The 14,334-nt window shown below is 33.8% G+C and carries 10 protein-coding genes; 4 read left to right on the plus strand and 6 right to left on the minus strand.

Annotated elements, in window-relative coordinates:
* Window positions 1-53: 53 nt before the first annotated feature.
* The gene (locus tag ACQ0RB_RS01920; RefSeq protein WP_129759299.1) at window positions 54-473 is read right to left on the minus strand and encodes a CBS domain-containing protein; all 420 of its coding nucleotides are present in this window, start codon (window positions 471-473) and stop codon (window positions 54-56) included.
* Between the two features lie 77 nt (window positions 474-550).
* Window positions 551-1,402 (minus strand): zinc-dependent peptidase, encoded by an 852-nt coding sequence (locus ACQ0RB_RS01925; protein ID WP_430496095.1) that lies wholly within the window; start codon window positions 1,400-1,402, stop codon window positions 551-553.
* 207 nt (window positions 1,403-1,609) lie between these two features.
* On the opposite strand from ACQ0RB_RS01925, the gene ACQ0RB_RS01930 reads away from it, so the two are divergent.
* The 4 genes from ACQ0RB_RS01930 (at window position 1,610) to ACQ0RB_RS01945 (ending at window position 7,899) form a co-directional block, all read left to right on the plus strand.
* Window positions 1,610-1,837 carry a hypothetical protein gene (locus tag ACQ0RB_RS01930; protein ID WP_262732134.1) on the plus strand — a complete coding sequence of 76 codons (228 nt, stop codon included), beginning with the start codon at window positions 1,610-1,612 and terminating at the stop codon, window positions 1,835-1,837.
* 48 nt (window positions 1,838-1,885) lie between these two features.
* Window positions 1,886-3,949 (plus strand): glycosyltransferase family 9 protein, encoded by a 2,064-nt coding sequence (locus ACQ0RB_RS01935; RefSeq protein ID WP_430496098.1) that lies wholly within the window; start codon window positions 1,886-1,888, stop codon window positions 3,947-3,949.
* A gap of 96 nt (window positions 3,950-4,045) precedes the next feature.
* Window positions 4,046-6,829: a sugar-binding domain-containing protein gene (locus ACQ0RB_RS01940; protein ID WP_430496100.1), complete on the plus strand. Its 2,784-nt coding sequence runs from the start codon at window positions 4,046-4,048 to the stop codon at window positions 6,827-6,829.
* Between the two features lie 74 nt (window positions 6,830-6,903).
* On the plus strand, window positions 6,904-7,899 hold the full coding sequence (locus ACQ0RB_RS01945; protein WP_430496102.1) for a glycoside hydrolase family 5 protein: 996 nt from the start codon (window positions 6,904-6,906) through the stop codon (window positions 7,897-7,899).
* On the opposite strand, the gene ACQ0RB_RS01950 is transcribed toward ACQ0RB_RS01945, so the two are convergent.
* The 4 genes from ACQ0RB_RS01950 to ACQ0RB_RS01965 all read right to left on the minus strand — a co-directional run bounded on the left by ACQ0RB_RS01950 (window position 7,896) and on the right by ACQ0RB_RS01965 (window position 14,329).
* Window positions 7,896-9,107, minus strand: coding sequence for a glycoside hydrolase family 27 protein (locus tag ACQ0RB_RS01950; protein ID WP_430496104.1), 1,212 nt, complete (start codon window positions 9,105-9,107; stop codon window positions 7,896-7,898). The two genes, ACQ0RB_RS01945 and ACQ0RB_RS01950, sit on opposite strands and share 4 nt — an antisense overlap.
* Before the next feature lie 92 nt (window positions 9,108-9,199).
* Complete coding sequence (locus tag ACQ0RB_RS01955; protein ID WP_430496106.1) at window positions 9,200-11,671, minus strand: glycan-binding surface protein; 2,472 nt, start codon at window positions 11,669-11,671, stop codon at window positions 9,200-9,202.
* Window positions 11,672-11,699: 28 nt separating this feature from the next.
* Window positions 11,700-12,785, minus strand: coding sequence for a hypothetical protein (locus tag ACQ0RB_RS01960; RefSeq protein ID WP_129759306.1), 1,086 nt, complete (start codon window positions 12,783-12,785; stop codon window positions 11,700-11,702).
* An 8-nt stretch (window positions 12,786-12,793) separates the two neighbouring features.
* Entirely contained in the window at window positions 12,794-14,329 is a 1,536-nt protein-coding gene (locus ACQ0RB_RS01965; RefSeq protein WP_430496108.1) for a RagB/SusD family nutrient uptake outer membrane protein, read from the minus strand.
* Window positions 14,330-14,334: the final 5 nt, after the last annotated feature.

Raw genomic sequence — 14,334 nt, forward strand, 5'->3', positions numbered from 1 at the left:
TAACATAAAAAAAGCTCCTGAATTTAGGAGCTTTTTTATTAACAACTTATTCTCTAATACTGATTAATTAAATAGTTTATTAAATCGGTAGTTGTAACAATTCCTACTAATTTATCATTATCAACAACTGGTAATGCATGAAACTCTTTTTCAGCTAGTATTTCAGCAACTTCTTTAATAGTTGTATTTGATGATACACTAGTTAACTTTTTAGCCATAACCTGCTCAATAGTAAACATATTATAAACTACTGTATCAACAGAAGTCTCATCATCTTCAACAGCATCGGCAAAACTAATTCGTAACAAATCTGTGTAACTTAACATTCCTATTATATGCTCTCCACTAACTACAGGAATATGTCTAATACGATTACTTTTAAATAACCTTTCTGCAGTTTCTAAATCATCTTTATGGTTTAAGGTAATGACATCCTTAGTCATTATTTCAGATATTAACACTCTTTTTTTCATCTTTTAAGGTTTTAAATTCACTATTAAAGATAAAACCCATTATTCAAAAAAAGCATGACAAAAGTCATTGGAACCTACTAATATCCTGCAAAGTTAAAATTAAGCATCTGTTTGGTTTTATCGTAAATTTCTGGGAAGAGCGATTTAAACTCATCAGGAGTTTCAATAAAGGTTTCAATAATAACAGCTATAAACTCAAACTGGTTGGTATAAGCATAGTCTCTAAAGTATTTAGACGCTATTAAATCTTTTCTAAGTGCTTCTTCATTAGATAATAATGTGGTAAGCTCTTTAAACGAGTCAGAAAAAATAGTAGAGCTAACATCACGTTCTTTTATACTATTTAAATGAATAGCGTGGGCAAACTCATGTATACCAAGGTTTAAGTTATCATTATCAATAGCAAAGCCTTTTTTAAAATCTTTCCAAGAGAGCACCAAAGTTTGCAATTTAGGATTAAACTCCCCTTTATGATAATCGTCATTAATAGTTGAGTAAAACTCTTCTGGATAAATAAAAATATTATTTACCAAAGCTATATAAAAGTCTCTAAAACCAAAAGTAAGCATTACTGCTGTTGCTGAAATAAGGACTTTCATTTCTTCAGTAATTTGCAACCCGCTTCTTCCAACAAACTCTTTATCTGCTATAAACGAAGCAACACGATGCTCAAAATACTTTTTGTACTTAGAATTTAATTTATTGTAAAACTTAAATTGATTTTGCAGTATTAACTTTTGAGGTTCATTAAGTTGTTTTAAAAAGAAAGGAGAATGAACATAAAAAGGTTTTTTACGCTTCATCACATAACTTAACTCTGCCATTTTTAAAGCAAAGTAAAAAAGCATTCCCAATAAAATAGCAAAGAAAACACCAATGACTACTTTGCCACCTGTTGTTAGTTGTTCGATAAGTAATAGTAAATTCACTTCAAAAATAACGTTGTTAATAAGAATAGATTGTGAGGGAGTCTATAATATTAGGTTTTATAAATATAAAAAAATGACAGCTATTTTAGTACCCTTAAAATCAAATTACTTTTTTTTAAGGATTATTGAATTATGAGTTGTTATATATATAACTAACAAGCATTTTAATTTTTTTTGTTAAATTTAGAAATGTAAACTCCATTTACTATGAAAAGAAGACATTTTATTAAAAAATCTGGTAAAGCAATTTTAGCTCTTTCTGCTATTTCTATAACAGCCTCTGTAGCATCATCGTGTAGCGAGTCTGATGATGATAGTTTTGATGATGGATATTATGGTGACGGTTATTATGATGATGGGTATTACGACGATGGATACTATGATGACGGTTACTATGATGATGGATATTATGACGATGGGTACTATGATGACTAATATTTCCATAGACATCTTTTAAGTGTTTCTTATTTATTTTCCTCTAATTTGAATTCAGTACTGTTTTTACATGATACTTCTTTAGCTACGCCTAGAGGAGCAGAATTGACTATTAAACAATTAATCCGTTTAGGTGAGCAACGACAATATTCTGTAACGTTAGACTACCTTAGAAATTTTGATACAACCAAAAGAAATATTCAAAATTCAGATTTAATTATTGTTTGTAGCATTACACGTTGTCAGTATGAACTAGAATTAATCAATTATTTAATTTCTTCAAAAGCACTGTATATAAAAATTGAATACGATTATAATTTTTGCGTGAGAAGGAACATTTTATGTACAGTTGACAGAAAAGTAACCAACTGCTGCAACCCTGATAAATTTCATCATTACAGAAATTTATATGCAAATGCAAAGTTTAATGCATTTCAATCACCTAGCCACTACAAAGCACATGTTGATTTTTTTGGAGATGCAGTTTCAAACCACATGATCAAACCTCCTACTGTACATGTTGAAGATTTACAAATTAGTGAAGAAAAAATTGAAGACACGATTCCGTTTTTTGGAGACCTCAATTATTTAAAAGGCGGATACGCCTATGTAGAATATGCTAAAGAACATCCCAACATTAATTTTACAGTTTACGGAGAAAACAAGTTGCGCACTGAGCTACCCGATAATATAAGCTTCCATGAGCCAATACCCAACAAAGAGGTTTTAAAAATACTGGGGAAAACCAAAACGTTTATCTGCCAACCTGTATGGCCAGAACCTTCTGGTCGTTTGGCTGCAGAAGCCTTTTTATCAGGATGTAATATTATTTCAAATGACAGAATAGGCACATTTTCATTTGATTTTTATCCAAATAACAAAGATAAAGCCATTCATGAAATGAAAACTATTTTGGATGAATTTTGGGATAGAGCAGAACAAAATATCAAGAAAAAACCCAAAACAAAAACCAACTCCTTAGGAAAGGTATTAGTTTACAAAAGCTATGGAGGCTTAGGCGATATCTTTTTTTCAATTCCTGCAATTAAAAAACTAGCTAAAGTATCTGACAGTTTACATTTTGCAGTAGCTCCTCGTTTGGTTGATTTTTTCACAAACCACCTTGATGGCATTACAGTTGTTAATGAAGAAGCCGCAAGACAACAAGAAGACAACTATGATAATATTTACGAATTAGGTAATTATCCTGCTTTTAGAGGATACGATTTGCCTCATGCGCTTAAATATCCAACACATAAAAAAGTAAAACAGCATTCAATTGCACATTATATTGATACAGTTTCAAAGCTTCACAAAAACATAAACAATAGCTATGATGGGTTTCCTTATTTTAAAACTTCTAAAGAAAATCCAAAATATTATGTTCTACATCATGGAGCTGGTTTTTTGTTAAAAATATGGCCTACAGAAAAGTATGCTCAACTTATCGAAACCCTTTCTGAGCTTTTTCCAACACTAAATTGCAAGATTATAAAAGGCCCAAATGACCCTGACATTGAAGCTTATTTCTCCAAACCAATGCCACATATAGAATATATAACAGGCGGAATGACTGATGTTGGAAATGCAATGGCTGGAGCTCTTTTTCATATAGGAAATGATGCAGGAATCACTCATGTTGCTGGTGCTTACAATGTACCTACCGTTGGCATTTATGGACCTACTGGACCTGGAAGCTGGGGAAGTTTTTCTGAGAACAATGAAATTATTTGGGGTAAAAAAGGCGTTTGTAATATTCGTTGTAACTATGATGTGATTTTAAATTGCGACCATAAAGTTTGTTTAAACTCAATAACAGTCAACAGAGTTGTGGAAGCTATTTATAAACTTCTTCAAAAAACATACCCTGAACTATCTAATACTCTTAAAGTTAACCCTCAAGCAGTTATTGATTTTAGCAATAAAGATTGCTTGATTAAGTTATACGACAATGAATTTTTATTGGAATATCATGACGATTCAATGAAAAACCAAATTGAGGATTTATTACAAAAAGAATCTGTTGCCACTAAAAATGACATGTCTTTTAATATGGTTTTAGAAGTATTGAAACAACAACATATCATCTTCAATATACCCGGTTTTTCTTAATTCAAAAAGGGTTCGATTTCGTTTCAAAACGCAGTATTATTTAGTAACTTAGAGCATCACAGTTCATTTCTAAATTTACTAACACTTATACGTTTAATGAAAAACCTTTACTTACTTTTACTAGCAATACTTTTTATAAGCTGTAGCGAAAAAAAGACTCCCAGAACTCTAATGGACCTTCAAGGTCAATGGCAATTCGCAACCGACTCATCTAATCTAGGTGTTAATGAAAAATGGTTTTTAAAAACCCTTAACGATTCCATCAATTTACCTGGAACAACAGATACTAACCAAAAAGGATTTATTAATACTGATAGTACAACCTTACACTTGAGCAGACCTTACACATATGAAGGTATTGCTTGGTATAGAAAAAAAATAATCGTTCCTGAGCACTTCAAAAACAAACATATACAGTTAGTATTAGAACGCTCAAAATTTTCAAAAGTTTGGATTGACTCAACATTAATTGGTTCTTCTAAACTATTACAATCTCCTCAACAGTTTAATGTATCTAAAGTCCTAACTCCTGGCGAGCATTTTATTACAATACAAGTAGACAACAGTTTAAAATTAACACCTTACGGAAATGTACATATCTATTCTGACGATACTCAAACAAACTGGAATGGCATTATTGGAAAAATGTATTTAGAGGCTTCTCCAAAAACTTTTATTAGCAATTTGCAAGTACATCCTAATATAGATAAAAAGAAAATTGATGTCTCTATTGAAATTGAAAATGCTCTTAACATTTCAGACTTAAATATCCAATTTGACATTAAGAAATCACACGATGGAAAAACAACTCAATTAACACCTAAAACATTCAACATTAAAGACAACAAAGCTATTTTAGAATACGTCTTTGAAGATTCTATCAGCCTATGGAGTGAGTTTGAACAACCTTTATATGAATTAACAGCAACTATTGTAAACCCTGAAAGCAACGATGCAAAAACCGTTAGTTTTGGTATGCGAAATTTCTCAGTTAATGGTACGCAATTCAACATAAACAACACTAAAACATTTTTAAGAGGTAAGCATGAAGCTGCTGTTTTTCCACTTACTGGTTATACGCCTACTAGTGTTGAGGATTGGGAACGTATTTATAAAATCGCAAAACAATATGGCATCAACCACTATAGATTTCACACCTATTGTCCTCCTGAAGCTGCATTTATAGCTGCCGACAAAACAGGAATATACCTTCAAGTTGAATTGCCTTTTTGGGGTGGACTAGAATCTGATACTATAGCTAACAATTTAAAAGAAGAAGGCATAGCAATGTTAAAAGCTTATGCAAATCATCCTTCGTTTGTAATGTTTTCTCCTGGCAACGAAATTTGGGGAGGTCACGACAAGATTGAAAATGTAATGCTTGCTTTAAAAAATTACGACAACAGGCCACTTTATGCTATGGGCTCTAACAACAATATTGGATATCTTGAACCCAAAGCTTATTCGCAGTTTTTTGTTGGAGCTCGAATTCCTACCAATGGCCATTCTACTAAAGGACACACAAGATTAACACACGCTTTTGCTGATGCTGAACAAGGCGGAATATTAAATACCTCAACACCATCAACGCAGGTAAATTTTGATTATGCTGTAAACAACATGCCACTTCCTTTAGTAAGTCATGAGATTGGTCAGTATCAAATTTATCCTAATTATGATGAAATTGATAAATACACTGGTGTTTTAAAACCTCGAAATTTACAAGTATTTCAAAAACGCTTAGAAAAAGCCGGAATGGAGCTTTTGGATAGTAGTTTTCAAAAAGCATCTGGTGCGTGGTCTGCCATTTGCTATAAAGCAGAAATGGAAGCTGCATTACGCACTAAAGGAATGGCTGGATTTCAGTTATTGGACTTACAAGATTTTCCTGGTCAAGGTACTGCTCTTGTAGGTGTTTTAGATGCATTTATGGAAAGTAAAAATGTTATAACTACTGAAGCTTGGAAACAATCTTGTAACGATATTACTTTGTTGGCTGAGTTTTCAAAATACTGCTGGACCAATACTGAAAGTTTTCAGGCACAAATTAAGATTGCAAACTATTCTAATGCTATAGTTGATACAGTTATTGACTGGATAATTAAAGATGAAAACGGAAACACTTTTAAACAAGGCAGTTTTGACAAACAATCTTTTATTAATGGAGAATTATTAGATGTTGGCACATTAAACTTAAAATTAGATGGTATTGATACTGCAAAAAAATTAACGCTTAATATTACTATTCCAAATACATCATATAGCAACTCGTATCCTATTTGGGTTTACCCTTCAAACCAAAAAATTGTTATTCCTGAAACTGTTTTAGTAACCAACACGTTTAATTCAACAACTCTTTCTAGTTTAAAAAACGGAAAAAACGTATTGCTTTTTCCAGACTTCGGTACTTTAGAAAATAAAAGTGTCGCTGGACATTTCCCTCCAGATTTCTGGAATTATGGAATGTTTAAAAACATAAGTGAATCTGTTAAAAAACCCATTTCTCCAGGAACTTTGGGCATTCTCACAAACCCAAAGCATCCAATCTTTAATAATTTCCCTACAGATTATCATACCAACTGGCAATGGTTTTCAATACTAAAAGAAAGCAGACCACTAATTTTAGACGAGCTCAACAAAGCATTTTTACCAACAGTTCAGGTTATTGACAATTTAGAACGAAACCATAAACTAGGTTTAATTTTTGAGTTCAATGTTGGAAAAGGCAATTTACTTGTATGTATGTCTCCTTTGAATACCATTCAAACTCCTGAGGCTGTTCAACTTTATCAATCTGTTTTAAATTATATGAGTTCTGATAATTTTCATCCTAAACAAGCTTTAAAATATTCTGATCTTGAAACCTTATTCAACAATTAAAAGTTGTACGTTTTTTTGACAAAATAATACTACTAAAAGCCTTGTAAATTGAGTACTTTAAACAAAAAATTAAAATGACTAAAAACATCTTTATAATTGCATTTTTAATCACTTCTACTCTATTTGCTCAAAACACTTTAAGTAGAATAAACGTTAAAGGCAACAATTTTGTGGACGACAAAGGAAATACTGTTGTTTTTAGAGGACTCAACACAAGTGATCCTCATAAATTAGATAACCAAGGCTATTGGACCTTAGAGTATTTTAAAGAAATAAAAAATTGGGGAGCAAACTTAGTGAGGTTTCCTATACATCCTCCAAATTGGAGAGAAAGAGGACACGATGCTTATTTTGAACTTTTAGACAAAGGAATTAAATGGGCTGAAGAACTAGGAATGCATGTCATTATAGATTGGCACAGTATAGGTAATTTAAGAACAGAGATGTATCAATCTGATATTTATGATACTACCCAAAAAGAAACTTTTGACTTCTGGAGAAAAATTGCTGTTAGGTATGGCAACAACACTACCGTTGCCTTTTATGAAATTTTTAATGAGCCTACAACTTACAACCATACACTTGGAACAATTAATTGGGAACAATGGGTCAATATCAATAAAGAAATAATCACTATTATTAGAGCTAATGGCGGAAAAGGAGTTCCGTTGGTAGCTGGATTTAATTGGGCTTATGATTTAACACCATTAAAAACTAACCCACTTATTATTGAAGATATTGCTTTTGTGAGTCATCCATATCCTCAAAAGAGAGAAAAACCTTGGGAAGCCAAATGGGACAATGATTGGGGTTTTATTAAAGAAACTCATCCTTTAATTTTAACCGAAATAGGATTTTGTGGTCCTGAAGATCCAGGAGCACACTCTCCAGTAATTAGTGATGAATCTTATGGAGATGCCATCACCAATTATTGCGACCAAAAAGGTATTTCTTATATGATATGGGTATTTGATAAAGAATGGGCTCCTCGTCTTTTTATTGATGATGATTACACTCCTTCAAGACATGGTAAATACTTTAAAAAGAAACTAAAAAGTTATAAGTACTAGTTCTTTTTATCAAGTTTAACCATTAGCACATCGTGAGATTGTATAACAGATTGTAAATGTTTAGAAGTATCTCCTAAATCTTTATGATTGAATAAGTCTCTTATTGTAAACTTGGTCTTTTTCATATCAACGTATTTACCATTTAAATCGTCACCAATGTTATGTTTTTCCCAATCATAATCTAATTGAATTGGTTTATCACTCATATTTACAAAGGTTAAAGCCCAAGCATCGTTATCTAGTGGTTTTATCCAAATTTCAATATTGTTTTCGTTTGAAAACCTAAATCCTTGAATACCCAACTCATCTTGATTAACAGCTATAACTTCTTTATTCGTTAGTGTTTTTATGGTTTCTTTAGAAGCTGTTCTTAAATCATTACCCATAATAAGTGGAGAAGCCAACATGCTCCACATTGCAAAATGGGTTCTATCCTCTGCATCAGTCATTCCATTACCAACTTCCATCATATCTAAATCATTCCAGTGACCAGGACCAGCTGCTTTTCTAATATTCTTTCTCATATTGATAATTTTCCAAACTCCAGAAGACGACCATGAACCATGGCCAACTTCGCAATCCCAACAGTTAATAATATCACCTGTTACTCTCCATAAATGCCCAACATCTTCAGCCCATTCCCATGGCTTATTGTCTCCCCATTCGCATATACTAAACACTATTGGTCTACCAGCTGCTTTAAGTGCATCTCGCATTGTCATATAAGCACCTTCAGCATTTAGTTTAGGCGTGTTGCACCAATCATATTTTAGATAATCCACATCCCAAGACGCATAACTCCTTGCATCTTGATATTCATATCCTCTACTCCCAGGATAACCAGCACACGTAGTATAACCTGCACAATTATAAAGTCCAAACTTTAATCCTTTTGAATGTATATAATCTGCAAGGGCTTTCATTCCACTTGGGAATTTTACTGGGTCAGCAACAAGATTACCATTAGCATCACGCTCTTTAGCCATCCAACCATCATCTAAAACAATGTATTCATATCCTGCATCTTTAAAACCTAATTCTTCAAACTTATCAGCAATTTCCATAACCAATTTCTCATTGATATCTGTCCCAAAAGTATTCCAGCTATTCCAACCTAGAGGAGGTGTTTCTGCTAATCCTTCAAATTTTTGTGCATTACTTGTTATTGAGATTAAAAATAAAAGTGTAAGTAAAGTGTTCTTTATCATTGGTTTTGTTTTTAAAAAATTCCCTGTAAAAACTTTACAGGGAATTTAGACTAATTGGCATAATTAAGTTTACTAATAATCAAATATGAAATCTATAATTCTTCAAATCGAACATTATCTATAGCAAAGTTCAGTAACACATCTGCGCCTTCGAATGCCATACCAAACTCAGCATCAACTAAGCTAAAATCAGGAACTCCAAGCACAGAGCAAGGAATGGATATTGTTGTCCAGCCTCCTTCAGTATCTAATGGTTCTCCTGTATCATTCCAAGGTGCCCAATCGTAAAAGGCGTCTACTCCATCAGAATCATTAAATCTAATTCTAAATTGACCTGCAGATAAAGGCTCAATTGTATAAATGTCAAACTTAAGCACATAAGCTCCAAGGTTAGAACCAACAGTACTAGCTCCATTAAAGGTACTAGGATCATTTCTCCAGAATAAATCTTGCCATCCAGTTCCTCCTGTTTGGAAGTTTGCTCTACCATAATTAGTTCCATCTAAGCTTATAGCTGCATCGTTTTCAGCATTTACATTTCCCCACCAAGGACCATTAGCATCCCAATCAAAGAATACTAAAGATGGATCATCAACAGGATCTGGACCTCCACATCCTGGAGAATCAAATCGAACGTTGTCAATAGCAAAGTTCAACAATACATCAGCGCCTTCGAATGCCATACCAAACTCAGCATCAACTAAGCTAAAGTCTGGAACTCCTAATACTGATAACGGAATCTCAACAGTTTCCCATCCATCAGTTGTAAAAGGTTCTCCTGTATCGTTCCAAGGTGCCCAATCGTAAAAAGCATCTACTCCATCAGAATCATTAAATCTGATTCTAAATTGGCCTGCAGTAAGTGGTTCAATGACATTAATATCAAATTTTAAAGAATACTCGCTTAAATTTGAGCCTACAGTTGCAGCTCCATTAAATGTGCTTGGGTCATTTCTCCAAAATAAATCTTGCCATCCAGTTCCACCTGTTTGGAAGTTTGCTCTACCATAACTAGAACCATCTATAGACAAAGACGCATCATTTTCAGCATTTACATTTCCCCACCAAGGACCATTTGCATCCCAATCAAAGAATACCATTGAAGGGTCACTCACAGGACACAATCCACTTTCTCCTGTTTCTATACCAAGTGCACTTACTAATGCATCTGGTACTAAAACTCTATTTATTTCGTGGACAACTCCATTTGTAGCTCCAATATTTGATGTAATAATTTGAGAAGGGATTGCTTCAGAAAATGTTGGTAATAGCTTAGGGTTATCACCACTTAAATCAACGGTAATATCGTCACCATATAAGGTTGAGATTGTTCCGCCATCAGTTAAATTACTAGATAGTAATGTTCCAGAATGAAGGTGATAGTTTACCAAATCGGTTAATACAGCTAATTCTTCTGGAGTATCAAACTCGTCTAAACTTTCAAAATTATTTACAATAGCAAATAACGCAACAAAAGCATCGTTGTTTGGTGCAAGTGCTGTTAATTCATCACTAGACAAACTACTTGTTAAACCAACCATATCAACAGCTTGTAAAAACGTAGTAAACCCTCTGTCGTTACATCTTTCTACTATGTTAAGTGTTGCACTTAAAACATCTTGAAAAACACCTTCTGGCAATAATACTTTATCAACACCATGGATAATACCATTTACGGCTTGCACATCAGTAAGTACAATATTTGCATTGGTATAACTAGCGTCATCTATAACAGTACCAGTAATTGAAAACGATTCTCCTTGAACAGATGTTTGAACAGTACCATCTACTTCTTCGGCAACAACATTTTCTCCAGCAACTACGTGGTAAGTTAATACTTGCTGAAGCACATCAGTAGGAATATCATCTAAAGTAGCCCAACCAAAAGCACCATTTACTTCTGTCATGAACATTTCAAAAGCACTATTATTTGGTGCAAAAACTGTATATACGTCTGCTCCTGCTAAAGTTGCATCTAAACCAGAAGCTTCAAGAGCTGCTGCAAACATTGAATAATCAGGGTTTGCCATTGCATGATCCGTAACTGTTGGTGGTAATAAAGCATTATCAACAGTATGCAATACTCCATTTGTTGCTCCCCAATCGTAAGCGTTATCTACTAAAGAAGCAACTCCATTAAGTGTCAAATCAGCATTTGTATTTACATACAAGCTTAAGTTATTACCATCTGGTCCTGTTGCTAAAGTTGTTAAATATCCTGTAGTGAAAGTCGATGCAAAATCGGCAGTCACAGTACTAAGAACATGATTTAACAATGCGTTTTGCAATTCTTCATCAGTTAAAGAGCCTGCTCCAGCATCAGACATTGCCGCATTATTAGGCGCAAATACTGTATATGTTGTAGTGGTTCTTAAGGTTTCGTCTAATCCTGCTTGAACTAAAAGACCTGATAAGGTTGAAAGATCTGATGTTTCAGAAATTATTTCGGTAAGGTTTCTAGGGTCGTTGCCTAATTGTGGGTATAAATCATCATCTTCTTTACATGATGTTATACTCACCAAAACAGCAATCATAACCAAGTAATATATTTTAAAAACTCTCATTACGGTAAATTTTAATTTTGTTTAGTTATTATAGGAATCCAAAATCATCTACATAAAATATGTATTGAGACAATCCTGTATTTGATGATTCTTGAAAATCCAATCTAAAAATTGTACTTGGCTCACCTCCATTTGGATAAAAATCTGATAATGGAATTACAACTTTGTTCCACTCTCCTGGAATTAGTTCTATTGGTTGATGAGATGCAGCTCCATCAAAATCATTAATTGCAAGGGTTACTGAATCTCCAGCAGCTCCTGTTCCATAAACTGAAACTGTTATAGCATCATATTCATCAAAAGGAATATTAGGTGCTAAAAACGTTAAACCAGACCAACCTTCTCTAATACTCTTAATTGAATATTGACCAAGAGCAACTTCGGTAGAGGCTAAATCATGTGTTCCTCCCCATTCACTTGTAGTCCATTCTGGATGTAATTCGTCTATATAAATTGAATACGAAAAACCGTAAGAGTCTGATTGCGCAATAGCTCCTCTACTTGTTGCTAAGTAAATAAAGGCTTGCTCTACACCATCAGGAACTTCAACTGTTACCATAGTTTCAGAAACAAAAACTATTTCAGCAGGTAACTCTACTAAGTTTCCGTTTTCTTCTGATCCACTTACAAAAGTTACTGTAGACGTATCAGTAAAATCTCCACCAAAAAGATGTACTAATTTTACACCATCAACAGTTTCTTCTGTAAATTCTTCTATTGTTAAAAGAGAGAAATCGTACTCTACTGCTCCTCCCAAGGTTTCTAGTCTTAAAATATTTGCTTGACCAACATAAGGTGCATTGACTGGAACCGTCACAAAAGCAATATTATCAGTAACGAATGCAGGATTAAAACCTGCTTGGTACCCATTAAAATATACTTTTGAAAGTGTTCCTAAATATTCTCCTCTTATAATATAAGTGCCTTGAAGCACACCTTGAGTAACCGCAACATCTTCAGTAGCTTCGCTTACACTGTGTATTACAGGAGGCTTCGACGCATCTGGAGAAGAAGGATCTCTAAAATCGTTTTCACAAGATGTCAATTGAACTAATGAGAAAATCAGTAAAATGAACCATCCTGTTTGCTGTATTTTAAAATTTATTTTTTTCATAATCTTTTTTATTCAAATTCATAAGGAACTGGTGCTTCCAATAGCGCTGGATTGTTTTGAATCTCATTACTAGGATAAGGGAACAATAAATCGTCCATTGATGCTGAAAAGGTTTCAGAATTGATTGTTGGAGGAGATGTATCGTCATTAAAAGTTCCTCTTTCAGTATTGCTTAAGAAATTTAATGCGAAGTCTGGTCCTTGTCTTACAACATCATACCAAAACTCCATTTCAAAAGCCAATTCTATACGTCTTTCTTTAAATACATCTTCAAGTGTTGGGTTAGCAATTTCATCTAAGCCTGCTCTTCTTCTAATTTTATTGAAAGAGTTAATACCTTCAGCTACTGAACCTCCACCATTAAGAGCAGCTTCAGCATGAATTAATAATAACTCTCCATATCTTAATACATAAGTGTTATTTGGATAACTTTGAGAAGCTCCACCACCATTACTAGCAGCTGAACCGATTACATATTTTTTAACACCTACATTACATCCTTGATGGTCGATAGTCTCTGATACTGTGTAACCTCCATTAAGGTCTGGATAAAAAGCACCAGGAGCCATAATTGTCGCGTAGTATCTTAAATCTTGTTCAGTATCTTCATAAGCTTCTTGTAAATCTATTGAAGGACCAATTGCTGACCAACCATCAGAAAAACCTGTAACTCCTGCAGGAGCAAAAAGGGACTGTACTCCATTACCTTCAGCATAAATACCTGTATTAGTCCATTGTAAAGCGAAAATAGATTCAGGGTTGTTATCGTTTGCTGTTAAAAACAAATCGTAATAACTACCTGTTGGGTCTCCATCTTCAGCATCACCTCCATAAAGCTTAAACTCCCCAGAATTGATAACTTCGCTAGCAAGCTGATAAGCCATAGGATAATTTTGTTCGTATAAATATACTTTTGCTAACATCGCTTTAGCTGAACCACTAGATACCTTAGCATTGGCATCATAATTAGCTCCTCTAATTTTTTCGTAGCAATTATCTACGGCAAATTGTAAATCTCTTTTTATAAATTCATACACATCAGACTCTGGGTTACGAGGTACAACAGGTTCTAATACGTATTCGTTATTATCAGCAATAATTGGAATTGGTCCAAAAATTCTAACTAAATAGAAGTACGCTGATGCTCTAATAAACCTTGCTTCACCAACAGCATTATCAACAACATCTTGAGGCACACTTGGTCCTGCTGCATCTGGTAGCGTATTAATAACTGCATTGGCTTGCGCAACAACTGCGTACAGAGATTCCCAAGCTTGAGTTAATGTTCCATGTTCACCAGTAATGGCAAAATTCACAAAATCGGCATTTCTTGGATCCCAAGTTCTTCCGTTACCTGAGCTTAATTCACCAATACACCATGACACGTTAGTCACAAAATTGTACCAAGGTCTAACATAAAGTGCATTTGTTGCAGCATTTACCTGCTCAGTAGTTTCGTAAAACTCGGCAACGTTATACGAATCTTCTGGTGGTCTGTCTAAAAAGTCGTCACTACAAGATGGCATGCATAACACAACTGCCATTATCA

Origin of the sequence: Gaetbulibacter sp. PBL-D1 (assembly GCF_050509525.1) — a bacterium.
GTDB lineage: Bacteria > Bacteroidota > Bacteroidia > Flavobacteriales > Flavobacteriaceae > Gaetbulibacter_B > Gaetbulibacter_B jejuensis.

Coding starts and splice junctions, on each gene's coding strand:
- ACQ0RB_RS01930 (WP_262732134.1), top strand. CDS start 1,610: ATGAAAAGAAGACATTTTATTAAAAAATCTGGTAAAGCAATTTTAGCT.
- ACQ0RB_RS01940 (WP_430496100.1), top strand. CDS start 4,046: ATGAAAAACCTTTACTTACTTTTACTAGCAATACTTTTTATAAGCTGT.
- ACQ0RB_RS01955 (WP_430496106.1), bottom strand. CDS start 11,671: ATGAGAGTTTTTAAAATATATTACTTGGTTATGATTGCTGTTTTGGTG.
- ACQ0RB_RS01960 (WP_129759306.1), bottom strand. CDS start 12,785: ATGAAAAAAATAAATTTTAAAATACAGCAAACAGGATGGTTCATTTTA.
- ACQ0RB_RS01920 (WP_129759299.1), bottom strand. CDS start 473: ATGAAAAAAAGAGTGTTAATATCTGAAATAATGACTAAGGATGTCATT.
- ACQ0RB_RS01965 (WP_430496108.1), bottom strand. CDS start 14,329: ATGGCAGTTGTGTTATGCATGCCATCTTGTAGTGACGACTTTTTAGAC.
- ACQ0RB_RS01945 (WP_430496102.1), top strand. CDS start 6,904: ATGACTAAAAACATCTTTATAATTGCATTTTTAATCACTTCTACTCTA.
- ACQ0RB_RS01950 (WP_430496104.1), bottom strand. CDS start 9,107: ATGATAAAGAACACTTTACTTACACTTTTATTTTTAATCTCAATAACA.